Here is a 25,555-nt window from a genome sequence, read left to right as displayed (position 1 = left end):
TTTGGCTTTGTTGGGTCAAGTGATAGGGGAAAAATGTAATCTTATTGCATCACTTGTGGTTTATCTTTAGTATAACGATATTCGGTTTAAATAATATCGCTTCTCATTTGCGTTAATGGCATAATATAAGCGTTTCAATACTTTAAATGAAATATACCTTGCTAAAAAAGGATGAATCAAAATATCTCAGCAAGGTTTTCTTGTATTATATGCTCAGGTATTAGTTCGCAGAATTCATCATCATAGTAAGTGCAGTAATGGCGTGGGCACACACTCACTTTGGTGGCATGCCGTATTAAAAATAAGCTAAATCAAAGATTTAATGAGATAAATATGAACCACAAATCAGTGCGAGCGATGTTAGTTGCAAGCCTATCTATATTAAGCACTTTGGCTTTTGCCTCTCAGCAATCCAATTTGCAAAAATCACAGAATATAGAAACTCAGATCACCAAAAATGCAGCTGATAGCCAAACCAAAGTGGCTAAAAGTAGTGATGAATCCATAAAGTTAGCAGGGGATATTGCGGCTCTACAACAAGAGATCAATAATCTAAAGGTGTATCAAACTCACCTTAATGGCCTTATTACTAGCCAATCTGCTGAAATTAACAGTTATCACCAACAAATAGCGCAAATAGATGAAATAAGACAGAGCATAGTGCCATTAATGTACGCCATGCTCGACGGGTTAAAGACCGTTTTGCAAAACGATCGTCCTATTCGTAGCGCTATGCGCCATGCGCGATTAGAAAAACTTACCACTATGATGACCCAGGCTGATATTAGTGATGCTGAAAAGTATCGCCGTATTCTTGAGGCGTATCAGATTGAAATGGATTACGGCACTAAGATGGCCGCGTATTCAGGTTCTATTGTCATCGATGGTCAATCCATTATTGTTGAAAAGCTGTACCTTGGGCGTATTTCATTAGTGGCTCGCTCTAAAGATCATCAAGGATATTGGGCTTGGGATAACAGCCAAAAAATGTGGATAGCTCAAGACCGAAGCATAGGTCATTATATTGATAAGGCGTTTGATGTGGCGGCCAAACAAGCGTCACCTTCGTTATTAGTCTTGCCTGTGTCTGTTGCTAAAAGCGAGGGCAGTAAGTGATGAAATCTTCCAATATTATGATCACTTTGCTAGTGATGTCTCTATTTTCAGCTACTGCGAGTTATGCCAATCAGGACTTGCTGAAACAAACAGTGACAGCTAAGCAGGTGGAGCTGAAACAAAACCAACAGCGCGAACAAATTTTTAAAGATAAAGAGCAACAACTTAAACGTGAATATAAGGCGTTACTTGCGCAGCGTAAGACACTGAATAAAAGCATCGAATCATTAACTAAGCAATTTGATGAAAACGAGCAAACATTAGCGGATAAAGAGAAGCAACTGACTTTAGCTACGGGCAGTTTAGGGGAGATCTTTGGCGTGGTGCGTCAAGGGGCTAAAGATGTTCAGTTAGAGCAATCACGTTCGGTGGCCTCAATTGGTTTAGATGAGGATATTCACCTCATTCAGGCCATTATTGATGCTAAGTCCATCCCTTCTAAAGATCAGTTATACGGTTTGTGGCACGCCTATGAGAATCAAATTAGCAATGGTGCGCAAGCCTCGTTACTTACCGTGCCCTATGTGAATGGTGCGGGTGAAGTGCATAACAAGCGTGTTTTACGTATGGGGGCGTTTGCTCTTGCTGATGAGAATGGCTATTTAGCATGGGATACGGCTAAACAAAGGGCGACATCTTATTTGGTGCAACCCAGCAACGCTTTATCTGTGTCATCTGATCTGACTCACGGTACGACGCCAGTTTCCATTGATGCCACGCGCGGCGCGTTACTTGAACAATTAGCCAATAACCCCACCATAATGCAACGCATCCAACAAGGTGGCGTTGTGGGTAAAATCATCCTGAGTTTGTTAGCCATTGGCCTGCTCATTGGCGGATACCGTTCTATGGTGTTAGTGGCGATCAGAGCCAAGATTAATAAGCAATTGAAGCAGGTAGAGACACCGACAGCTGATAACCCTCTGGGGCGTATTATTTTAGTGCATAACGTGGATGAGAGCCCCACTATTGAGGCATTAGAGCTTCGCTTATTAGAAGCGGTGATGGATGAGCAAGAGCAATTAGATAAAGGCATTTCAACGGTGAAATTGCTGGCGGCGATTGCGCCTATGTTGGGGCTACTGGGTACAGTCACTGGCATGATTGATACCTTCCAAACCATCACTCAGTTTGGTAATGCGGATCCGCGCATCATGGCGGGTGGTATCTCCATGGCCTTGATCACGACCGTACTAGGTTTAGTGGCAGCGATGCCTCTGTTGCTGGTGCATAATATGTTATCTAGCTTATCTACGAGCATTCGTAATGTGATTGAGAAGCAAGGGGTCGGCCTGGTTGCACAGAGCGCGGAGCAGCAAGCAAAGCAAGGTGTTAATTCAGTTTCATTAGCAAACTCGGTGAGTCTGGGCTAATGATTGATCTGGTCACCAATTTTACTTGGTTGAGCGACCTTAGCCTTATTAACTCAATTGAGCAGTTAATGTTTCGTGGCGGCCCAGTGTTATGGTGGTTGGCGGTTGTGATGCTGTTTTTTTGGGTTTTGGTGCTGGATAGAGTGCTGTACTTGGTATGGGTTTTTCCTCAATACCAGCAACAGTGGGTGTTACAGTGGCAGGGACGTACTGACCGTCATTCATGGTTTGCTTTATCGCAAAGAGAGTCGTGGTTGGCGCAATCGGAGTTAGCCCTTAAACGGTGGCTATCCTTAATGAAAGTGTTGATTTCTCTGTTTCCTATGCTGGGTTTATTGGGAACCGTTACCGGTATGATTTCCGTGTTTGACGTGATGGCGGCACAAGGAAATAGTGAGCCTCGATTAATGGCGGCGGGCATATCAATGGCCACCATTCCAACCATGGCCGGCATGGTGGCCGCCTTGGTGAGTATGTTTGTATATTCGAGATTATGCGAAATGGCCGATCGCAAACAACTGCATTTAGAGCGCTTGTTGCGCATTCATACTCAATAGTTAATTAGTGAAGCATTTAGAGGTTTTATTCCAATGAGATTAGGGCGACGTCGCGAGAAAAATGAAGAAGCGCAGGTTGATATGACCTCAATGCTCGACATCGTATTTATCATGTTGATCTTTTTTATTGTTACCAGTTCTTTTGTTCGAGAGTCTGGAGTTGAGGTCAACCGTCCTCAAGCGGCAAACGCAACTAGCCAGCAAGATGCCAGTATTTTTATTGCCATTACCGATAGTAACCAAGTGTATATTGATAAACGTTTGGTAGATTCTGAACGCGTACAAGCGACATTAGAGAATCTATTAATCGATAAACCTGACGCTTCTGTGGTCATTCAAGCGGATAAATTTGCGTTTAACGGAACGGTAGTGGAAGTGATGGACGGGGTGAAAGGGGCTGGTATTGAAAAAATTGCCCTTGCCACTACGGCAAAATAGAGACAATAAATGAAACGACTATTTATTGCTCTGCCCATAGCGCTGTTGCTGACGGTATTTGTGTTTGGTTTTATGACTTGGCTAGTGAATTTAGGTAAAACGCCTTTGCAGGTGACTAAGCCATTATTGAGTTTTGATATTGTGCAAGTGGAGCAAGAGAGCCAAGTGCAACGACGTCAAAGACAGTTGCCGGAACCGCCACCAAAGCAGGTACAGCCTCCCAAAATGAAATCCAGTCATTCCAGTAATGTTTCGAGTACACCAATGGCATTAAGTCATTTTGAACTGCCACAAGTGTCCATTGATACCTCGGTCTTAGGCCTTGCTATCTCAGCTCCTGGACCTTTGAGTATTGGGCAAAATCAACAGGCGATGCCTCTGAGTCGAGTAGAACCTAGGTATCCTGCACGGGCACTGAGCCGAAAAATAGAAGGGTTTGTGGTGATGAGCTTTACGATCAACCCAAACGGCAGGCCAACGGATATTCAAATAGAGCAGAGCCAACCTAAGCGAATTTTTGACAGAGAGGCAAAAAGAGCCCTTCAGCGTTGGAAGTATCAACCACTTATCGTGGACGGAAAGGCCACGGCAAGAAAAGGGCAGACGTTAAAGTTGGAGTTTAAACTGCAATAATGACACATTTAGCGATTATTTTAAGTTTGGTGTTTAGTGTGCTGTCGATGCAGGTTAATGCTCAAGAGCTAAGCCGTTCGGTAGCCAGTAAAGTTCACCAAGCCTATGAATTACAAAGTAAAGATAACAATGCCACCGCGATACAGATCTTAGAAAAAATCCGAGGCAGACACGCCTATGACACCGCTGTTGTACAAAGGATGCTGGGTATTTTATATTGGCAACAGAAACAAAATATCCAAGCAGAAGAGGCATTATTTCAAGCGGTAAAGGTGAATGGGCTGCCCATTGAGCAACAAATAGAAACGCAACGTATGCTGGGTGATATTCAGTTATCTAATGGGCACACAGACAAAGCGTTAATGACATATCAGCAGGTGATTGCACAAAATAATCAGCATAAGGTTCTTGATGCTAAAAGTATCCAGTCAATTTGGCTACGCATTGCGCAAGGTCATTACCGACAGCAACAATGGCAGGAGGTTACCACTGCTATCGGTGGTTATCACAGCAGTGGCGGTAAAGTGACGGTACCTGTGCTTAATTTACAGTTGGGTGCGCAGTTATCATTACAGCGTTGGCATAGCGCGCTAAAATCGACACTTATGTTAAGAGGTTTCGAGCCCAAGCAATCACGCTGGTGGTTACAAGCACTGAATTTGTATTTAAGGGTTGAGAATTTTCCACAAGCGTTAGCCACATTAAAGCAATACGAACGAGCAGGGTTTGCATTAAGTGATGCTCAATATCGATTAATGGCGCAATTGTATGCCAAGCAAAAAGTACCTCAGAAAGCGGCTGAAATTCTGCATCGATTAAATAAACAAGATAACCGTCAAGGCAAAGATCTCGCGATGGAAGCCCAATATTGGCAACAAGCAAGATATTGGTCACACGCTCTGCAAGCGTGGTCACGAGCAACGAGTCTGGACAGCCAGTATCGCTGGTCCTATATTCAGCTTTTGATGACAAATAAAAATTATCAGACCGCATTAGTGGAATTAGACAAAGTGACAAGAAGTGCCAGAAGAGAGCTTAGTCGTGTGAATGCCTATTATCATTTAGGCAAGTTTCCGCAAGCACTGCACTATGCGCAAAAGGCCAATCAAATCAAAACCAGTGAAAGTACGTTAAGTTGGATACGCTATCTCAATCAACTAACACAGCCCTAGTCAGTACCAACGTATTTTCGCAGCTGAATTGAACACTATTTGCCGGACAGCCATAGTTAAAACCTAGAAGGCGATTGTTTTGCGGAGCACTGTTTAGTGGACAGCCATGACTATTTTCTAGACAGCCATAGTTAAAATCTAAAAGGCGGTTGTTTTGTGGATCACTGTTTAATGGACAGCCATAGTTAACATCTAGAAATGAACGTCAAAGTTGCATTTAACCATAAAATATCGCACCATCTACCCATGAAACATTTGCTCAATAAAGAATATAATTAATGAATAATGACGCTGATATCATCACAAGCCTAGAAGAGTTAGAAGCTTTCTTAATTGCGGTAGAAGATGGCGGTTTTAGCCTCACCAACATCTCAGGCATCGCCCTAGCCACAAGCAACAAAGACGGACGTCGCTTTGTCGCAGTATTAGATGATCAACATAAACTACTCATGTCCCGCTGGGTAACGGAAGATGTCTTCCAAACAGGACAAGATCTAGTAAGACGTGGCCCAAAACGTAAAAACCACTAACCCCAAATCATACCCGTGCCCAAAGCACAGGTATGCCCCCCAAACATGCCCCCCATGTTATGCCCCAAACATGCCACCCATGTTAAATCGTATGTTTCGTACAATCGACTAAACTAAATGGAGTATTTGAATGAAGGAGCAACCCAATGCCTCGCCCTCGAAGAACTCAAATTAGTCTTGAAGATACGCCTTATTATCATTGCTGCAGTCGCGTTGTCAGGCGCGCGTACCTTTGTGGCGACGATACTTACTCCGGGAAAAATTACGACCATAGACGTGGTTGGGTTGAATCATTATTACTAAAACTCACATCAGTATTTGCCATCGATGTTGCCGCTTTTGCTATTATGTCCAATCACTTACATGTGGTGTTACACGTTGATATTGAGGCCGCCAACGACTGGAGTGACAGAGAAGTACTTGAGCAATGGCATCAAATATTTAAAGGCGATGAACTCACTCATCGCTTTGTTAAAGGGCATTTACTGCCCCCTGCAGATACCGCAATATTGCAGCATAGGATTGCTACTTATCGAAGTCGTCTTTGTGATATCAGCTGGTTTATGCGTTGTCTCAATGAGCCCATCGCACGCCGGGCCAACCAAGAGGACAACTGCTCTGGCCGATTTTGGGAAGGACGATTTAAATCTCAAGCCTTGCTCGATGAAGCCGCGCTCATTACCTGCATGGCTTACGTAGATTTAAATCCAATTAGAGCCAAAATGGCCAAAACACTTGAGCAGTCAGAGCATACCAGCATTCAACTTCGCATTCGGGGTGCTTTAAGAGGAGAGCAACCTAAACGTTTACTGCCTTTTATAGAAAATGAACAGCACAATCAACCTAAGGGCGTGGCTTTTCCGCTAAGTGACTACTTACAACTCATTGATGAAACAGGGCGGTTAATTCGGGATGATAAGCGTGGCGCTATCAGTACTGGTAGTCAGGATTTACTAGTAAAAATGAATATTGCCCCCGATAACTGGATGACACTTATCACTCAATTTGGCCACTTGTTCCATGGCCCTGTTGGGACACTTGAAGAACTGACATCTTACTGTGAGCATTTAGAAAAACGGCGACGGCATTTTGCAAATTGTTGCCGATACTTGAAAACCAGTTAATTGAAGCGTTAATTAACTTAAGAGCCCCCCAAAAATCCCCAATTTGGCTTTGGGCGAGTATTTATATGCAAAAATCCCATGATTTAATCTGATTAGAAGCGTTTGGCTAAAAAAATGCACTTATCCCCTTATTTTCATAGTTATATATTGTCTAAATAATTTTAATGCAGAGCAGAGTGGCACTTTGAGTCTTAAGTGCTTGTTTTAAAATGGGTGGCTCGATAATCTTTTGTGTTTAGTCGTTGGTTGGGGGAAAAATGCAACTGAAGAAGGTTGATAAGCGGGTGTACCGTTCTCGTTTAAATGTGGTGATTGTTGCTTGTGTTGGGTGTCTTGCTATATTGAGTTTGAGTATTTCTCAGGTATTAATTCAGATATTTCCATCGGGGGAGGGGACTCATTTCCATTGGAACCTTCTTGGTGTTGTGGTGGCCGCGGGAATTTTAGGCCTTACTTTAATGAGATTGAAAACGCATTCATTGATGGTTGAAGTGGCTTATGTATGGGACTTAAAGCAGGCACTAAATCTGATTTATAGGAAGAATAGAAAGCTACTGCTTGCTGCAAAACAAGGTAATAAAGAAGCCATGTTAGCGCTTCAATTTAGTTACGAAGGTTCTAGGCAGTTATGGACACTAGATGATAATACCATCACCATGGACAGTTTAAACCAAGCACAGTTACAACTTGATGAATGGGTTGAACTGTATGGGGTGCAATTAGATATAACGCAATATCAATCTGAAATACTGAAAAAGTTCTAAATTTAATGTTGTTGTCGATAAACCTATAGTAAGGTTAAATACACATCATTAATAATGTAACACTTTATTAGTTTATTAACTTTAATGTATGTTAATTACAATATAAGCCTTTGTTTTTATTCATTATGCAAATTTATTTGCATATGCAATGCATTATTATGTGTATTTGTGTGAAATAGGGTTAACTGTTATTATTCTTAGTGCAGAATTTGCTGCACTATCTAAACGGAGGACAGTTCTGTTGTTTTTCTCGATGAAGAGAAATTTGGAAACGCAACCTAATTTTTATATATATGGATGATAAAAATAAGAAGTACAGTATAGACACTACGGATTATGAAGTAGGTCAAGACAATATTCAAAAATGGGGTTTCGATATACACAACCCCGTATTCGGAACTAGCGCCGCCCTCATTATAATTACCCTCATTAGCCTTCTTCTCGTTGGCCCATCAACTGCTTTAAATACATTAAACTCACTTAAAAATAACATTATTGAACAGTTTGATTTGTTCTTTATGTGGTCAACAAACTTCTTTTTAGTCTTTGCTTTCCTGCTAGTGATTTCGCCATTTGCCAAGATCCGCATTGGCGGAAAGAACGCCAAACCTGAGCATAGTACGCTATCGTGGATAGCGATGTTGTTTGCCGCTGGTATGGGGATCGGTCTGTTATTTTGGGGCGTTGCAGAGCCTGTTGCGTATTTTACGGATTGGTATGGAACGCCATTAAATGTAGAAGCCTATAGTACAGAAGCTAAGTCTCTCGCTCTTGGTGCCACCATATTTCATTGGGGTTTGCACGGCTGGACTATTTACGCGGTAGTGGCACTTTCACTGGCCTTTTTTACATACAACAAAGGGCTTCCTCTATCCATAAGATCGACTTTTTATCCCATCTTTGGTGATCGCGCATGGGGTTGGATGGGGCACATCATTGATATTTTGGCTGTTTTATCAACCTTGTTCGGTCTCGCGACTTCGTTAGGTCTCGGTGCTCAACAAGCTACCAGTGGCTTTAATCATGTGTTTGGTCTAAATGGTGGCATCGGAACCCAACTTGCAATTATCGGTTTCGTCACCTTTCTTGCGTCGCTCTCTGTTATGCGAGGTTTAGATGGCGGTGTGAAAGTACTTAGTAATATCAATATGATAGCTGCATTTATGTTGCTAATATTTATTACTATTGTCGGTTGGAACTCAGTATTACCATCCCTATGGGATACCATTTCTGGTTATGCGACTAATTTTATTCAATTGAGCCTGCCTACCGATAGAGAAGACGGTGTTTGGATGCACGCATGGACCGTTTTTTATTGGGCATGGTGGATTTCTTGGTCACCATTTGTAGGTATGTTTATCGCTCGTATTTCTAAAGGTCGAACCGTGCGTGAGTTTTTAATTGCCGTTATCTTTATCCCAACATTGGTGACCTTAGTTTGGATGTCGGTATTTGGCGGTATTGCGATTGATCAGGTCATTCATAAAGTCGGTCTCCTTGGAATAAATGGCTTAACTGATATTTCATTAAGTTTGTTCTATGTTTACGATGCGATGCCATTTAGTTCCATACTTTCAATACTATCCGTAGTATTAATTTTGATCTTTTTCGTTACCTCTGCAGATTCAGGATCTTTGGTTATCGATAGCATTACCGCTGGCGGTAAAGTGGATGCACCAGTGCCTCAGCGTGTATTTTGGACCTGTATTGGTGGTTCTATTGCCGCAGTCATGCTCTGGATTGGAGGGAAAGATGCGCTCCAAGCCTTGCAATCGGGGGTGGTTGCAACAGCACTTCCCTTTGCTGTCGTACTACTCACTATGTGTGTGAGTTTAGTTCGAGGCTTGCTGACTGAGTTGCCTAGCTACAAAAAAGAGCAACTACAAGCGCAATAACTTTCGATTATAAAATAAGAATTAAGCCCGTAGCGTACAGTGTTTGATACCATTGGCCACGGGCTTTTTAATAAGCTAAAGAAAGAGAGTTATTCATGTTTTGTAGTTGTATTTTTGTGTTATGAATAGAATTACTTCACTAAAATATTCGTCTTCTATATAGGTGATAATCCTGTTAAGTACCTCACTGTTGTCATGTATGCTGATGAGTAAAAATAAGGTATTTAATCCATCCTCACTTAACCCTCATGAAATAATATACCAGCAATGACAGGTAGCTCTAATTATCTGTAGATTTTCTATAATATTATTCATAATTATAGAGGGTATATGCTGTAATAATGTATAGTCACCAAAATAAATATGTTAATGGTTAGGATAAATAGCGGGTATAAAATTTCCTAGGCATAACATAAGTCCATTTAACCTTACTTAATTATAATTAAGATAGGGGGGTTATATATAAATCATGTACAGAACAATTCCTTGAAATAAGAATGATATGTTGTAACATAGCTGGCGATTATAGTTTAAATTAATGTATTATGGAATTTCATGAATAATGTTCGCTTAGTCCCTCCCGAATTCAACTCCGAAGTGCGACATTCTTAATATTCAAGTAGCCTCCATCATTTCTCTAAAAATGACAGCAGGTTGCTTGAACCCTAAACACTTTTTTGGACGATAATTAATTCGTTGTTGCGCCCTTTCAATATCATCATCACTGACCGTTCGTAGATCTGTTCCTTTCTTTACGTACTGTCTCAACAGGCCGTTAGCATTTTCATTCGCTCCTCGTTCACAAGAGCTGTAAGGGTGTGCGAAGTACACATCGGTTTCTAATGCCTGTGCTATTTCTTCATGACCTGCAAACTCACGACCATTATCTGCGGTAATAGTATGAACTAACGCTTTATAAGGCATCAGCATTGCTATGGTTGCGTTAGTCACGTCTTTTGCTGACTTAGAGGGCACTTTCTGTGTCAGATAAAAACGCGTTTGACGCTCTAAGAGAGTGACAATTGCCCCCGTTCCATGCTTGCCTAAGACCGTATCAATTTCCCAGTCACCAAAGCGTTCACGACTATCAACAATGTCAGGCCTTTCATCTATTGAAACTGCGTTTTTGATTGCAGGTGCTTTCTCTGTCTTGCCCCGTCGATACCGCTTATGGCCTTGGCGCAAGTGCTTAAATAGCTTTCCACCTTGTCGCTTATTACGAGCGACGAATCGGTAAATCCACTCATGGCTCACTTTAGCCCCTGCGCGGGTTAAGACATTAGATATTTGCTCTGGACTCCAATCGATAGACAACAGAACCTCAATAAAATCTATACGCGATTGAGGTACTTGATACTTACGGGCTTGCCGTCGTTTTTCTATTGATTGATGATGTGCTTTGTCTGGCCGATATTGTTCTTTCTTGCTACATCGTTTCAGCTCTCGATAAACGGTTGAGCGATGGCATTTAACTGTCTTAGCAATTTCAGATATTGAAATTCCCCGTTCCAAAAGGGCAGAAATTTGATATCTTCTTCCCTCGGTCAACTGCTGATAATTCATAGTAGTACTGCTTGTTTCTTTGGCGAGAAGAGCGTACCACTTTCGGCAGTTGGCTTCCTCTTCTATGCCTTTCCATGAATGTCGCAGTTATTATCTGAAATCGGGCTTTAGCTGCTGCTTTTTTTTCTTTGACTGTATTTGCTGCGCAAAGTACAGATGAAGTTATGGTTGTTACTGCAACCTCTTATAAAACGAAAGTCTCTGAAGCACCAGCAAGTGTTTCTATTATTACGAAAGAAGAATTGGCGTTAATGCCATATCAAAATTTAGCTGATGCGCTTGTAACGACCTCCGGCGTTAATATTGCTGATATAGGGCAAGGGCGTCAGGGTATTGAGATTCGAGGAATGGATGTTTCACAAAGCTTGATACTAATTGATGGTCGTCGTATTAGTCGTGCTTCAGATATGCTAGGTCACTCCAATTTCGAACTGCAAAATATCCCGGTTTCTGATATTGAGCGTATTGAAGTCATTAAAGGTCCTATGTCTGCACTTTATGGTTCGGATGCCCTGGGCGGTGTGGTTAATGTGATTACAAAACCAAAATCCAACGAGTGGTCAGGCAGTGTTCGCGGTGGTGGGTCAACTGCGATGGACAAAGACGGCAATACTGGAAATATTGAAGTTAGTGCCTCAGGTGCTCTTATCGACGACACTGTTTTGATGAAAGTGACGACTGGGCATGCTTATCAAGGTCTGATTGAAAACCGTAACCATGAAAATGAAACCGATATTGCTGGTAATCGCAATACATTTGTAGATGTTGAGTTACAAACTATCATAAGCCCGCAGCAAGAAGTGGATGTCTATACTCGCGTTGCACAAACAGATAGTTGGTATGACTCAAATGATGATGCCACGGGTAATAAAATCCGCAGTACCACAACTTACGATACCTTTGAATATGGCGTGACACATTCTGGTTACTGGGACTTTGCTGATACTCAACTGCGCGTGTATGGCTCTCGAGTATCTCAAACCAATGAAAAATCAATCGGTGTCCCCAACGATCCTAATGATGTAGATGAAGACATTGTTGATGGCTACATTCAATTTTTTGCTTTCGATATTCATCACGTAACACTGGGTGGCCAATGGAGTGAGCAGCGCCTTGATAGTGTTGACATTACCACAGGTGGCGGTTCGGCAAACCAAGGTGCGCTATTTTTACAAGATGATATAAGCCTAACGGATGAGTGGTCTCTGCTATTAGGTGGCCGCTATGACAATCATGCTGATTTTGGTAGCCATTTCTCTCCTCGTGCATATTTAGTGTATAAACCAACACAAAATTGGACTTTAAAAGGTGGATACGGTGAAGGTTTCAAAGCCCCAACCATTAAGCAATCCTCTCCAGAATACTACAGTACTGCTGTTGGTCGACCATTTGATCTTAAAGGCAATGCAGACTTAAAGCCGGAAGTGAATCAGTCGTATGAAATTTCGGCAGCGTATAATACTGAACGCTGGGGAAGTGCGGTTACATTGTTTCAAAATAATGTAGAAAATCTTATTGATTTGAAATGTATTACAAGCTGTGGTCGCCCTGTTGCAGGTTTAACAATATATCAATACTTCAATATTAATGAAGCTGAAATCAAAGGTATTGAATGGTCTGGTAATGTCACCTTATCTCCTGCTTGGTACGTAAATATGAACTTGACCCTGCTGGATACAGAAGATAAATCAACAGGTGAAGTCATTGAGAACAAGCCAAAATCACAAGCTTATTTAGCCATTAATTGGAAAACTACAGAGCAGTTAACCACTCAAGTCAGTATGCGCCACATAGGCTCTCAAAGTGACGAAGGTGAAAAGTTACCGGCATACCAAGTTTATGATTTTTCTGCAAACTACAGCTTAAAGAGCTTTGATATATCTATGGGTGTCTCAAATTTACTTGATACCTACTTAGAAGATGAATCGCCGTTTTTCACTTATGCAATCCAACCTCGCCAAGTATACCTAAACGGTACTTACAGGTATTAATGGATGTATAAATTTATCAACAAAGCAGCCATGATTATTGGCTGCTTTTTACTGTTTTTGTCAACGCCTGCTTTAGCAACAAAAGTCGCTATAGTGCATACGGATTTTGTCTCTCATACCAAAATAGAGCGCCTTAAACAATATGCTAACAATCAACAAGTTGAATTGGTTAGCTACACTCCAGCGGAATACAATGTTGGCCTGTTAAGTGATGTTGATTTAGTGGTATTAGATACCCCTCGTAGACCCGATCGTCAAAGGTTGATGGAGATTGTTTCATCCATTCCTGAGACTAAACGTTGGGTAATGCTGGGTGGGGGGGCACCAAGTGCAAGCGATCAAATGGACACAGGATTTCATCGTATTCTCATGGGCTATTACCTCAATGGCACAGTGAATAATTATAATGCTTTTTTTGCTGCTATAGATGCGAAAAACAAGGGTAAATCACTTAAAAACTTACCCAAAGTCGAACATGTGCCCTCTCATGGTATCTATTACAATGAAGGGACCTTTGTTGATCTTAGTGCTTACCTAAAAGCAATTAAACACAGTAGCAATAGGCCACTAGTCGGTTTTGTTACTGCGCGAAACCAAATTACCAATCAAGAATTTGAACCGCTCGACCAACTTATTGAAGCAGCTAATAAAGCCAATATCACGCCTGTTATTTTCTACTTAGATAATGAAAATGGCTTAGATTGGCCATGGAATAACATCAAACCAACCATGCTAGTCAATATGACGCACTTGCAAAAAGGTGAACAGCGTAAGAGTGAACTGGCAAAGCTGAATGTGCCCATGATCCAAACTCTGCATTTTCGTAGTGGTAATCTTGATGACTGGCGAAATAGTGAGGTAGGAATCGACCAGCGCAGTGCCTCGGTAATGCTTTCTACTCCAGAGACCTGGGGGCTTATCGATCCATTGGTGATTTCTGCTGAAAGTGATGGTGATAAGCATTATATCCCTGAGCAATTAGATCTGCTGTTTGGACGCGCCCATTCCTATTATCGCCTGCAAACTAAAGCGACCCAGGATAAAACTTTAGCGGTGATGTTTTGGAATGCACCGGCAGGGGCTGAAAATATTTCAGCTTCAAACCTGAATATTCCCCTTAGTATTTCGAGCATTGCTAGCGGGTTACGTGAGGAAGGCTTTGATATCCCTGAGATTGAAGAGCAAAAAATTATTACTGATGCAAAAGAGTTGTTATCTGGTTATTACCAGCCACAAAAGCTCAAGCAACTGCTAGATAAGGGCTATGCCGTTGCTTTACCTTTGAGAGCCTATATTCGTTGGTATAAAACCATGCCGATGGAAACGCGCGCTTTTATCAATCAATGGTGGGGACACCCATTAAGTTATAAAGGGTTGCTGCAAGTGAACGGCGAGCCTGCCTTTGTCTTTCCTTTACTTAAACAAGGCAATCTGTGGTTGCTTCCACAGCCTCCTCGTTCCGGAAAAGTGGGTCATGCGATTCACGCAGTAAAAGAGCCACCCAATCATTTATACCTTGCGGCATACTTGTGGCTTCAACTGCAATATCAAGACAACAAGCTAGATGCATTAGTACACTTGGGCACTCATGGCACACAAGAATGGACACCGGGTAAATCCAGAGGTTTATCCAGAAATGATTTTCCGTTTTTAACGTTGGGCGATCTCCCTGTTTTATATCCATACATTCAAGATAATATCGCCGAGGCGATACAAGCTAAACGTCGTGGGCGTGCGACCATTATCAGTCATCAGACACCCACCTTTGGCCCTGCGGGGTTGTATGGGGAATACGTTGAGTTAAATCGTCTATTAGGAGATTACAAAGCAGCGCTTCCAGGTTCGGTTAAAGATGAAATTCAACGATCACTACGAGATAAAATACTCACATTGAATGTCCTTGATGATATGGGTGTCTCGATTAATCAGCAGGCAAGTAAGCTTGATAATCACTTTGACGATGTGTTGGATGAGCTTGAAGAACATATCGACAGGTTAGCTGCATCGTCTGTGCCATTGGGTTTGCATGTGTTTGGGCGGACAAAATCTCGAAAAGAGATTTTGTATACCATCATGCAGCAGCAAGGTGATGATTATCTAAATTTATTTATGGGTGTCTCAAATAACGCATCAAATAACGCAAGCTTAAATAACGTGGGTGTCTCGATTAATTCATTCAAATAACATGGGTGTCTCGATTAATTCAGCTGATTTCTGGAAGCAGTTTGAAGGTGGTTTAGATTCTCTTGAGCAGACTCAGCCTTATTTGTGGCTAAGCAAGACGCTTGAAGATCCTAGCCAGGTGGAACCGGTTCAAGAGGCCGTTGCAAAAAGCATGGTGATCTCTTATCAATCTCTGTCAAAGCCAGGTGAAATTGAGGCTCTGATTACCGGTATGAATGGCGGATTTATCAAAGCGGGCAGTGGCGGAGATCCATTGAAGAACCCTTCTACAACCAGTGGTACTAACTTGTTTGGCTTTGATCCAGCCAAGGTGCCAAGCTCTCAAGCCTATAACGCCGCAGAAAAAGAGCTACAAAACTTATTGGATGCGCATTTAGCGGAAAATGGACAATACCCGAAAAAAATCGCCTTTTCGCTATGGGCAGGAGAAACTCAGCGCCACTTTGGCATGCTAGAAGCGCAAGTATTACGCGCGCTGGGATTAAAGCCTGTTTGGGATCGAGGGGGGAATTTGCAGCGTCTAGAGATTATCCCAACAGCAGATCTGACTCATCCGCGTATTGATGTGGTCATTCAAGCCACCTCTGTCTATCGCGATCAATTTGATGGTTTCATGCTAAAGCTAAGTCATGCCATTGAACAACTTAGTCAGTTAGATGACGGTAACGCCATTGCTAAAAATAGCCAAAATCTCAGCGATAAGCTCAGAGATCTAGGTTATAGCAGCGAACGTGCATCCATGTTGTCGGCACTGCGCATTTTTAGTAATGAGCCGGGTGATTACGGTAGCGGAGTTAACCACCTTGCGGTTCAGTCTCAAGACTGGGAAGACGATGATGCCCTTGGTAAGCAATTTACCCATCGACTTCAGTACGCTTATGGCACCCAAGTATGGGGTGAAAAATTGGGTGACACCAATTTATTTGAGTCTCAGTTAGCTTCTGTTGATGCGGCGGTTATGACTCGAACCAGTCGTCTGCACGGCTTGCTATCAACGGATCACCCTTTTGAATATCTCGGTGGCTTAGCTGCTGCTGTACGTCGAGCATCTGGTCAAGATCCTTCTTTGTATATTAATGATTTAAGAGAGTCTAACAGTCGCACGGTCTCTGCTGGTAAGTTTATTGCCGAAGAGCTCAATGCCCGCTACATGAACCCCGTTTGGATCAAAGCGATGCAAAAGGAAGGCTATGCTGGCGCACTTAACATGCTTGATATCACTAATAATTTATTTGGCTGGCAGGCAACAGCGCCTGAAACGGTCGGTGATTATCAGTGGGAGGCATTAAGTGAAGTGTATATTGATGATAAGCACGATCTTGGGATTAATGAGTGGTTTGAGCAACACCAGCCTGCCGCCCAAATGCAAATCATTGAACGTATGTTAGAAGCGGTGCGTAAAGGCTATTGGGAAGCTGATGAGGCAAGGTTAAAAGCACTACTTGAGCGACACCAGCAACTTGAGTCAATGGTGGATTATCATCAAACCCATAACGTGACCGCTGAGTTTATTGAGCAGACCGCCACAGGCTTTGGTCTTTCCGGTATGGCAGGTCAAGCACCGACTATTTCAGGCAATGTGATGCAAGAAATTCCAGCCTATGAAGAACCCTCCATGAGTGACAAAAAGATGTTGTTCCTCATCATTATTATCTTTGTCTGCATGGCCTTTGGGGCTGTGCGACAACACTTTATATATCGAGATTTAAAATGAACCAGTTAGAAAGCCTAATTTACCAATTTGCCAGCTTATTCATGCAGCCTATTATGGTGCTGGTGATTATTATTGCCGTTTATTCGCTCTATAGCGTTGGACGCTTTGGCATGGAATTTATTCAACGTCAGCGATCCAGTTATGTGCCAGTATTACATCGTTATGCTCAGGCGAAAAATGTCTATCAAGGTGATCAGCTAGAGCTTTGGATTATCAAGCAGTTAGAACCATTGCGTATTGTAAGTCGTTCTGGGCCTATGCTCGGTATTGTCACGACCATGATAGCCATTGGTCCTGCATTAGTTGCCATGGGAGAAGGGGCAATTGATAAGGTGGCACAAGAAATGATCGTCGCATTTTCCGCATCGATTCTCGCGCTTATTGCCGCCAGTATTACCTTTAGCATTATGACGATTCGTCGTCGCTGGATGCTTGAAGATATGTGCGCGATTGAGATCAAGGAGCAGCAGTAATGCGTTTCCTAGAATCTGATGATGCCGATGATCCCATCTTATCGATAATCAATATGGTGGATCTGTTTGCCATTATTATGGCATTTTTAATGATATTGAACGTAACAAGTAGCCAACTACCTGACAATTCAGTATTAATTGAAAATCCCGGGCAAGATAACATGAAAATCACCATTAAAGATGGTGAAACCATGACCCGCTATGAAACTTCTGACGAAATTGGAGAAGGGGTAGGTAGCCTCGCTGGGCAAACCTACATGCTAGATGATGGGAGACTCATTTACGTGCCCGCAGATAAAAAGTAGTTAATGTGGCCTATGCCGTTCTTATAATCATTTGCTTACGCCAAACGGTATAACAAGTACTCTACTCTTTATTAAGCGAAAAAATAAGCCCGTGATGACATCATCTACGGGCTTGTTCATATATAAGTAGCTGTTAGAAAAGCGTAATTACTGTTAATTCACTTTCAATTTTTGATAATACTCTTCATATAAAACATTGGCATCACCAACCGAATCTTGCCAAACACCGTTATCTAGCGCCTCTTTCGGCGGGTAAATATTAGGATCTTCAGCGAACGCTTTAGGTAATAAGGCCTGAGCGCTAGCAACGGGTGTAGGGTAACCAATTTCTAATGCAATTTTGGCCGCATTTTCAGGGCGCAGAAGGAAATCGATCATCATGTGCGCCGCTTTTGTATTTTTCGCGCCACTTGGAATCGCTAGGCTATCCATCCATAAAATAGTGCCTTTTTTCGGCCATACTATATGGATAGGTGCTCCTTCTTGGCGGGCCATATAAGCGGAACCATTCCACAGCATACCTAATGACACTTCTCCCGCCATATAAGGGTTAGCAGGAAAATCAGAGTTAAATAGCAATACATTAGGCATTAGCTTTTTGAGCTCTTCATAAGCGGCTTTAATTTCATCAGGGTTGGTAGTGTTAGGTGAATAACCCAATTTAGATAACGCAATGTGGAAGACTTCGCGGGTGTCATCAATCAGCATTAGCTGACCTTGCCACTTTTTATCCCACAGATCGCTCCATTGGCTGATAGAGGATTTATCTATCATGTCGGTATTCACCCCAATGCCGGTTGCGCCCCAAATATATGGGATAGAGTAACTGTTATTAGGATCGAATGGCTTATTGAGAAAGTTAGGATCAAGATCGGCAAAATGTTTTAGCTGTGTTTTGTCAATTTTTTGCAACATGCCTTCTTTACGCATTTTAGAAACGAAGTAAGTCGAAGGCACAATCAAATCATAGCCTGAACCTTGCGTCTTGAGTTTAGCGTACATGCTCTCGTTAGATTCATAGGTAGAATAAATTACCTTGATACCAGTCTCTTTAGTGAAGTCTTTTAGCACTTGATCTGGGATATATTCTGACCAGTTATAAAAATACAGTTCTTTTTCCGCCGACCATGCGGATAGGGAGAACAGTGTCGCTATTAAAAGGGCGCTCGCATACAGTTTACGTTTCATCACATTTCCATATTTTAGTTACTTCATCGCTTTCATAATAAAGCTTGAATGAACGAGAGTAGTTAACCTGCAGATGGTTATGATCCGCAGGAGGGGAACTTATTTATTTTAGACTATTTCACTTTTTCTCGCGCAATAAGCTGCGAAATTATCACCAAAATTAATGACACAATCAGCATCGAGGTCGCCAGTGCATTAACCTCAGGAGAGATACCCACTTTTACCATTGAGTAGATTTTTAAAGGCAATATCTCATAAGCTGGGCCTGTGACAAAGGAGCTGATAATGACGTCATCTAATGACAGGGTGAAGCTCAATAACCAACCTGCGGCTACCGCTGGCATCGCCAGAGGTAAGATGATTTTTTTCAATATGGTCCATTCACCAGCGCCTAAGTCTTTGGCCGCTTCTAACATCTTGACGTTAAAGCCATTTAAGCGGCTGTAAACGGTGACAACAACAAATGGCAAACAAAATGTAATGTGCGCTATCAATAAAGTGAAAAATCCCAATTGCGCGCCAATAACCAGAAACAGCGCCAGTAAAGAGATGGCCATAACAATATCAGGGGACATCATCACTACAAACAACATGCCATTGACCGCTTTCTTGCCTTTAAATTGATAGCGAAACAGAGCTACTGCGGTGAGGCTACCTATTAAGGTGGCAGCGGTTGCAGAGAACACGGCAATATTGAGAGAGTGCCACGCGGCCTGCATTAAGCTGTCATTATTTACCAAGCTTTCATACCATTTAGTGGTAAATCCGCCCCATTTCATGCCAAATTTATTGGCATTGAAGGAGTTGGCAATTAGCACAATGATGGGCAGGTACAAAAATGCGTACACTAAACTCATAAAGCTAAATCTAACTGTGCGTCCCATTAGTCCAGCTCCCCTTTTCTATTTAATAGCTTACCTGCTCGATAGTAGGCGTAGAGCATAATCGCCATCACTAAAGTTAACGCTATGCTAGTGGCTGCACCAAAAGGCCAGTCGCGGGAGTTGAGCACTTGGCTTTTGATGACATTACCAATGAGCAGATTTTTAGCCCCGCCCAAAAGGTCGGCCACATAAAACATCCCTAGGGCTGGTAATAACACCAACAAGCATCCGCCAATGATGCCAGGCATGGTCAGTGGCAGTATGACTTTAGTAAAGATGCGCAGTTTATTTGCCCCTAAATCTTTGGCCGCCTCAATATAGGTTCTATCTAACTTTTCGATAGCGGAATAAAGGGGGAGAATCATAAATGGCAGCAAAATATAGACCAAGCCAATCATCACCGCTGTTTCGGTGTACATAATTCGCATTGGTTTGTCGATAATATCTAAGGCCATTAACGACTTATTAAAGATGCCTTGAGTGCCAAGGACAATTTTTAAACCATAGGTTCTAATTAAGGAGTTAGTCCAAAAAGGTACAATCACCAAAAACAGCATTAATGGTCGCCACTTTGTGGGCATTTTGCTAACAATATAGGCAAAAGGGTAGCCGATAATGAGGCAAAGCATGGTCGCGATGCTGGCCATATAAAATGAATGCCACAGCACTTTGGCATACAAAGGATCAATCAGCCGAGCATAGTTATCGAAAGTGAAAGTCAGTTCGATAAGATTCGCATCATCACGAGTTAAAAAGCTGGTGGCAATGATCATTAGGTTAGGCACTAAAACAAACAGTGTTAACCAACAAACAATGACGGCAATGATGACGTTTTGCAGATTAAATCTCTTGTTCATCACGCAATACGACCTCCCAACTTTCCACCCAAGTAATGGCCACTTTTTGCCCTAAGGAGTGGTCAACGTCTGGGTCGTCTTCGTTAAAAAACTCACTGATCATTACTTTTAACCCAGATTCAAGTTCAATGACGGAATCTAAGGTCATGCCTTTATAGGTGCGCTCAATAACATGCCCTACAATGCCTTTTTGCTCCGACTCCTTAATCTCTTTTAGTCTCAGATCTTCTGGTCGCAGCAGTACTTGCAGTTTTTCTCCGCAGCGAATGGCCTGATCAAAATAGATAACAGAATCAATGCCTTCAATAGTTACGTTGATGCGCTTGTCATCAATGCGTTGTTTTGCCAACGCTTCAAACACATTAATTTCACCTATAAAACGTGCGACGAATAAGTTTTTAGGCTCTTCGTAAATTTCACGAGGCGTGCCGTCTTGTTCTATAACCCCATCTCGCATCACGATAATGCGGTCTGACATAGAGAGGGCTTCTTCTTGATCGTGAGTAACAAAAATAAAGGTAATGCCCAATTGACGTTGCAGTTGCTTGAGCTCTATCTGCATTTGCTTTCTTAGCTTGTAATCTAAAGCAGATAAAGATTCGTCCAGTAATAACACTTTAGGTTTGTTCACTACAGCGCGAGCAATAGCGACACGCTGTTGCTGACCACCGGAAAGCTGACTAGGTTTGCGCTGACTCATCGAGCCTAAGCGCACCATTTGCAGTGCTTCCATCACCCTAGGTTCAATATCCGCCTCAGGTACTTTTTGCATGCGCAAGCCGAAAGCCACATTTTCAAATACACTCATATGAGGGAATAAAGCATAACTTTGAAAGACAGTGTTGACGTGTCTATGCTCGGCAGGAATGTTGGTAACATCTTGGTTATCAAGAACAATATTGCCACTATCCACGTTTTCAAACCCTGCAATCATACGCAGCACTGTGGTTTTGCCACATCCTGAAGGCCCAAGAATGGTAAGAAATTCACCATGATTGACGTCTAAATTGAGGTTGCTAATAATCTCTTTGCCATCAAAACTTTTGCTTACTCCAGTTAAACGAATAACGGGCGGTTTAGTGGGTTGTTGTGCGTTCAACGTTATGTTCTCTCCAAACGATGGGATCTAGTGGTTAACGGTAACAGGCCAAATACTCATTTATCCCTTTCAGCCATTTTCTGCATCTAGGATGTCATGGGCATTGGAAGATTATAGGTGATTGTAAGAAAATCGACTTGTAACAAAACAAATAGATTAAATTTATGTGTCTATATGCCTATGATTTGGCAGTACTTAAATGAGTAATTGGTATTAAGGAGGGAAGAGTAACGAAAGAACGCACAATTATCAATTTCGGCACCTTAGATATCAAAATAACAGTCTGTGCTCAATGGATTAAAATAGGCTTCATATTACCAATATGAACCCATTAATTACCGGGTTTTGCGGATTTACGTCAATCGCCATAGCACCCATTTGATGACATTTTACTGAACATACAGCGTTGTGTCGTAGTGCTATCGTTGGCCAAATTCTATAACTGTATTTGCCATTGGGATTTTACCACTATGAACAATCATACCCGCCTGCTTATTGCCTTAGCGCCCCTAACTCTTGGGGCTTGTGCCTCGATGTTTCCTAAAAGTGGTGTGCTTGAAACTCAGTTTGATAATGGGGCGTTCCAGTCTAGCTATACCTATGTCAATAATCATATTGATGGTAAATGCAAAGTCTCCACCACGGATAATCCGCGTAATACAGAGATTTATGAGGGGACGTGTAAGCGTCCGGTACCTGAAGGATTTACTGGGGTAAAAAACCGTTATCAGCTAGGTAAAGTGATTCAGCGTTCTGAGTTTGTCGATGGCCTTAACAGTGGCACGAATACTTTGCTTTATCCCGACGGCTCAACAAAAGCGGTATATCAGGTTGTGGATGGTAAAAAGTCAGGGGACTGCACCACTTATGATGAGCGAGGCAATATAACCTCACAAGGGGTATGTTCAGTTAAAGGATTTGTCGGCAAACAGAACACTTGGTATGACTCAGGAACGCAAGCATCAGAAGTTGAAGTACTAATAGATGGGACGATTACACAAGAAACCCATTGGTATGAAGATGGTCAAAAATCTCAATACATTATCAATGATGAAGCTAAAGCAAACGCCTATGTAGAACAACATAATTTAATCTCAGTTTCAATCATGAGTCACTCTATTGAGCAACAATGGGATGAGAATGGAAACTTAATTAAAGAAGGTGTAAATAGTCTGGAAGGATTTAGTGGTTATTATTATGAATTTTATCCTAGCGGTAATTTGAAAAGTAAACGCCAGGTTTTCCACATATTATTAGCAGAGGACGAGACTGACTGGACACATACTACGTATTTCGATAATCCGAATCACACTATTAAAATTAAATATATTGCCGATCAAAAGATGGTAAATATCGCTAAACTTAAAGGTGAAACCAAAATATTTTTTGAAAATGGTAAGTTACAATGCCGTATAAATGCCTCATTGACTGAAGATTTCAAACATTATAAAGAAAGCTACGTTTGTTACCACCCTAACGGTCATAAAAGTGCTGAGTTTACTCAGGTTGATAGTAAACAAACTGGCGTTGAGAATATGTGGTGGCCAAACGGCATTAAGAAGTCTGCTATCACCTATGCTAATGGATTGGAAAGTGGTGTCTGCAATGGTTGGGATGATAAGGGACACAAAGTGTTAACCGGTTCTTTTCGTATTGTTGATGATAAATCCGTATTTACAGGTAAGACATTCTTCCCAAATAATGATGGAGATACAATATCTAGAACCATTATCGATGATAAGAGTCACGGTTTAGTGTTTGTTTTGAATAAGAAAAGTAAAAAATTAAAATATACGGCATTGTTCAGTCATGATTCACTATTACTGCAAAACCTTAATAGTAAAGCCATCCCTCACCGAAATAAACTTGGTGAAAGAATGTATGGATTTGGCACTTTTAAAGATCAATATGCATTTTCTGTTAATGACATGAATATCCATAATGTCACTGTGAATTATGCTCTTATTACACTTAGTAAAAACAATCAGCAACACCTTTATTTAGGATTTGAAAGTTTAGATAGAGATATCTGTAAAACGGCTGATGAGTTACCACACGCCATCAATATTAATGGACAGAACATAAAAGTGAATACTTGGTGTGCTAAAGATTCTTTAGATGGCATTCATCATTATGCTTACGTCACGCCATCCACACCAGCAGGTGTTAAGTACGTATTAAAAGCCTTTAATCAGAAAAAGAGCATCCACATGAATTATTGGGGCATGAAAACTGAGATCAGTGCTCACGGCTTTAGCAAAGCTTGGAAATCCAGTGGTGGTGATGCGTTGTAATTGAGTGTGTTAAAGAGCCACCATGAAAATTATCATAAACTGGGTTATGGTAGTGCCAGTAATAGCGACCGACCCAACAGTGGGCTAACCCAAGGTTTTTATGATGAATTATCAATTAGAAGTGGATCTGCATACCCATACTTTAGCCAGTGATCATGCCTATAGCACTTTGCATGATTATGTTCGTGAAGCGCCAAAACGAGGGATTCGTTTGTTTGCTAATACCGATCACGGTCCTGAGATGGAAGACGCGCCACACCGCTGGCATTTTGTAAATAGTTTAACCTTTCCTCGTGTTGCCGATGGTGTGGGCATATTGCGCGGTATAGAGAGCAATATTAAAGATCTAGCAGGGAATATTGATATTGATGAAGCGACTCGGGCCAGTTTAGACATTATTTTAACTGGATTTCATCCACCCGTATTTGCGCCACAAGATATTGATGCCAATACAGAAGCGATGAGTAACGTAATCAAAAGCGGTAAGATCCATGTTGTGACTCACCCCGGTAATACTCGCTTTCCCATCCATATAGAGCAGATTGTAAAATTGGCTGCGCAGCAGAATGTAGCGCTTGAGATTAACAACAGTTCATTCTTATATTCTAGAAAAGGCTGTTTTGCTAACTGTCTGAAAATTGCGCAATTGGCTAAAAAATATGATGCGCCACTCAGTGTTGGCTCTGATGCGCATAATGCTTGGGATCTTGGACGTTTTGATAAAGCGAAAGCGTTGATCACTGAGGTGGAATACCCTGCAGAGCGTATTATAAACAATACGGTTGAGTCGGTATTTGCCTACTTGGCAACGAAAGGCATTGATATTGCCCATGAATTTGAACTGTAGGTGTTTGCACATGAGAAAGGTTAAACAGGATGTTTAAAACAGTATCGGTCGCTTATGTCACTTTGCTGACGATTATTATGGGGTTTGCTTTGTTTTCTGGAGCGGTGGTAGCCCCAGTTATTTTTAATTCGGATGCTTTTCTTGGCGGTGCTCTTTTGAGTCGATTTCAAGAAGGTCTGTTGATGACTGAGGTGTTTAGGCGCCTATGTTATCCATTAGTGATAATGTGTCTGCTCTCTGTGATGTTTGAATTCGCTTATACCTTTAAGCGTAAACTGGATCTCATCGCTTTAATTTGCATGGTCTTAATGGTGTGCACAGGTTTGCTATTTGCCTTTTATTTTGTGCCACACATTATTCATATGCAAAATCAGGGTCCGCTTGTTACACAAACGGCGCAGTTTGCTTCTATTCACAAATTATCAGAAGTGTGCTTTAAAATTACGGTGCTTTCCGGTATTTGTTTGGCGATGCGACATGTGTTTAAACTAAGTAGAGGCTAATCCTCCGGATTTTTGAACCCTTAGATTTCGCCAAATGAAGCAAAATATGCG

At 41.8% G+C, this 25,555-nt stretch carries 23 protein-coding genes; 18 read left to right on the top strand and 5 right to left on the bottom strand.

Going from position 1 to position 25,555, the window contains the following annotated elements:
* Positions 1-333 precede the first annotated feature (333 nt).
* The 10 genes from OCU56_RS16120 (at position 334) to OCU56_RS16075 (ending at position 9,602) form a co-directional block, all read left to right on the top strand.
* Positions 334-1,116: a DUF3450 domain-containing protein gene (locus OCU56_RS16120; RefSeq protein ID WP_261874958.1), complete on the top strand. Its 783-nt coding sequence runs from the start codon at positions 334-336 to the stop codon at positions 1,114-1,116.
* Positions 1,116-2,489, top strand: a complete 1,374-nt coding sequence (locus OCU56_RS16115) for a MotA/TolQ/ExbB proton channel family protein (RefSeq protein WP_261874957.1) — start codon at positions 1,116-1,118, stop codon at positions 2,487-2,489. Before OCU56_RS16120 ends, OCU56_RS16115 begins: the two co-directional genes overlap by 1 nt.
* Positions 2,489-3,046, top strand: a complete 558-nt coding sequence (locus OCU56_RS16110) for a MotA/TolQ/ExbB proton channel family protein (protein WP_261874956.1) — start codon at positions 2,489-2,491, stop codon at positions 3,044-3,046. Before OCU56_RS16115 ends, OCU56_RS16110 begins: the two co-directional genes overlap by 1 nt.
* 33 nt (positions 3,047-3,079) lie before the next feature.
* The gene (locus OCU56_RS16105; RefSeq protein WP_261874955.1) at positions 3,080-3,484 is read left to right on the top strand and encodes an ExbD/TolR family protein; all 405 of its coding nucleotides are present in this window, start codon (positions 3,080-3,082) and stop codon (positions 3,482-3,484) included.
* A gap of 9 nt (positions 3,485-3,493) precedes the next feature.
* Positions 3,494-4,117, top strand: coding sequence for an energy transducer TonB (locus OCU56_RS16100; protein ID WP_261874954.1), 624 nt, complete (start codon positions 3,494-3,496; stop codon positions 4,115-4,117).
* Positions 4,117-5,289, top strand: a complete 1,173-nt coding sequence (locus OCU56_RS16095; protein ID WP_261874953.1) for a tetratricopeptide repeat protein — start codon at positions 4,117-4,119, stop codon at positions 5,287-5,289. Before OCU56_RS16100 ends, OCU56_RS16095 begins: the two co-directional genes overlap by 1 nt.
* 278 nt (positions 5,290-5,567) lie before the next feature.
* Entirely contained in the window at positions 5,568-5,819 is a 252-nt protein-coding gene (locus OCU56_RS16090) for a hypothetical protein (RefSeq protein ID WP_261874952.1), read from the top strand.
* A gap of 146 nt (positions 5,820-5,965) precedes the next feature.
* Entirely contained in the window at positions 5,966-6,943 is a 978-nt protein-coding gene (locus tag OCU56_RS16085) for a transposase (RefSeq protein ID WP_261874951.1), read from the top strand.
* A gap of 257 nt (positions 6,944-7,200) precedes the next feature.
* On the top strand, positions 7,201-7,707 hold the full coding sequence (locus OCU56_RS16080) for a DUF3087 domain-containing protein (protein WP_261874950.1): 507 nt from the start codon (positions 7,201-7,203) through the stop codon (positions 7,705-7,707).
* 293 nt (positions 7,708-8,000) lie between these two features.
* The gene (locus OCU56_RS16075) at positions 8,001-9,602 is read left to right on the top strand and encodes a BCCT family transporter (protein WP_261874949.1); all 1,602 of its coding nucleotides are present in this window, start codon (positions 8,001-8,003) and stop codon (positions 9,600-9,602) included.
* A 615-nt stretch (positions 9,603-10,217) separates the two neighbouring features.
* On the opposite strand, the gene OCU56_RS16070 is transcribed toward OCU56_RS16075, so the two are convergent.
* Positions 10,218-11,165, bottom strand: coding sequence for an IS30 family transposase (locus tag OCU56_RS16070; protein WP_261873425.1), 948 nt, complete (start codon positions 11,163-11,165; stop codon positions 10,218-10,220).
* Between the two features lie 164 nt (positions 11,166-11,329).
* Between OCU56_RS16070 and OCU56_RS16065 the strand changes: the two genes are divergently transcribed.
* Genes OCU56_RS16065 through OCU56_RS16045 form a run of 5 tightly spaced genes read left to right on the top strand, consistent with a single transcriptional unit; the run spans position 11,330 to position 17,832 of the window.
* Positions 11,330-13,156: a TonB-dependent receptor domain-containing protein gene (locus OCU56_RS16065; protein WP_261874948.1), complete on the top strand. Its 1,827-nt coding sequence runs from the start codon at positions 11,330-11,332 to the stop codon at positions 13,154-13,156.
* Between the two features lie 3 nt (positions 13,157-13,159).
* A complete protein-coding gene (locus OCU56_RS16060; RefSeq protein ID WP_261874947.1) occupies positions 13,160-15,340 on the top strand; it encodes a cobaltochelatase subunit CobN in 2,181 nt (726 codons plus the stop codon).
* Positions 15,315-17,054 (top strand): cobaltochelatase subunit CobN, encoded by a 1,740-nt coding sequence (locus tag OCU56_RS16055; protein ID WP_261874946.1) that lies wholly within the window; start codon positions 15,315-15,317, stop codon positions 17,052-17,054. Before OCU56_RS16060 ends, OCU56_RS16055 begins: the two co-directional genes overlap by 26 nt.
* Positions 17,051-17,527 (top strand): MotA/TolQ/ExbB proton channel family protein, encoded by a 477-nt coding sequence (locus tag OCU56_RS16050; RefSeq protein ID WP_261874945.1) that lies wholly within the window; start codon positions 17,051-17,053, stop codon positions 17,525-17,527. Before OCU56_RS16055 ends, OCU56_RS16050 begins: the two co-directional genes overlap by 4 nt.
* Positions 17,527-17,832, top strand: a complete 306-nt coding sequence (locus OCU56_RS16045; protein ID WP_261874944.1) for a DUF2149 domain-containing protein — start codon at positions 17,527-17,529, stop codon at positions 17,830-17,832. Before OCU56_RS16050 ends, OCU56_RS16045 begins: the two co-directional genes overlap by 1 nt.
* Positions 17,833-17,985: 153 nt before the next feature.
* Here OCU56_RS16045 and OCU56_RS16040 read toward each other — a convergent pair whose 3' ends face one another.
* The 4 genes from OCU56_RS16040 to potA all read right to left on the bottom strand — a co-directional run bounded on the left by OCU56_RS16040 (position 17,986) and on the right by potA (position 21,860).
* Positions 17,986-19,020, bottom strand: coding sequence for an extracellular solute-binding protein (locus tag OCU56_RS16040; protein ID WP_261874943.1), 1,035 nt, complete (start codon positions 19,018-19,020; stop codon positions 17,986-17,988).
* Between the two features lie 113 nt (positions 19,021-19,133).
* Positions 19,134-19,904, bottom strand: a complete 771-nt coding sequence (gene potC / locus OCU56_RS16035; RefSeq protein WP_261874942.1) for a spermidine/putrescine ABC transporter permease PotC — start codon at positions 19,902-19,904, stop codon at positions 19,134-19,136.
* Entirely contained in the window at positions 19,904-20,761 is an 858-nt protein-coding gene (potB, locus tag OCU56_RS16030; protein WP_261874941.1) for a spermidine/putrescine ABC transporter permease PotB, read from the bottom strand. The genes potC and potB overlap by 1 nt, the downstream gene beginning before the upstream one ends.
* Positions 20,745-21,860, bottom strand: a complete 1,116-nt coding sequence (potA, locus tag OCU56_RS16025; RefSeq protein ID WP_261874940.1) for a spermidine/putrescine ABC transporter ATP-binding protein PotA — start codon at positions 21,858-21,860, stop codon at positions 20,745-20,747. Before potA ends, potB begins: the two co-directional genes overlap by 17 nt.
* Positions 21,861-22,330: 470 nt before the next feature.
* Between potA and OCU56_RS16020 the strand changes: the two genes are divergently transcribed.
* From OCU56_RS16020 to OCU56_RS16010, 3 genes are all read left to right on the top strand, one after another.
* Positions 22,331-24,154 (top strand): toxin-antitoxin system YwqK family antitoxin, encoded by a 1,824-nt coding sequence (locus OCU56_RS16020; protein ID WP_261874939.1) that lies wholly within the window; start codon positions 22,331-22,333, stop codon positions 24,152-24,154.
* A gap of 100 nt (positions 24,155-24,254) precedes the next feature.
* Positions 24,255-25,001: a phosphatase gene (locus OCU56_RS16015; protein ID WP_261874938.1), complete on the top strand. Its 747-nt coding sequence runs from the start codon at positions 24,255-24,257 to the stop codon at positions 24,999-25,001.
* A gap of 29 nt (positions 25,002-25,030) precedes the next feature.
* Complete coding sequence (locus tag OCU56_RS16010; protein WP_261874937.1) at positions 25,031-25,504, top strand: DUF4149 domain-containing protein; 474 nt, start codon at positions 25,031-25,033, stop codon at positions 25,502-25,504.
* Positions 25,505-25,555 lie beyond the last annotated feature (51 nt).

Origin of the sequence: Vibrio rarus (assembly GCF_024347075.1) — a bacterium.
In the GTDB taxonomy this organism is placed as follows: domain Bacteria; phylum Pseudomonadota; class Gammaproteobacteria; order Enterobacterales; family Vibrionaceae; genus Vibrio; species Vibrio rarus.
This window is presented reverse-complemented; position numbering and strand designations above follow the sequence as displayed.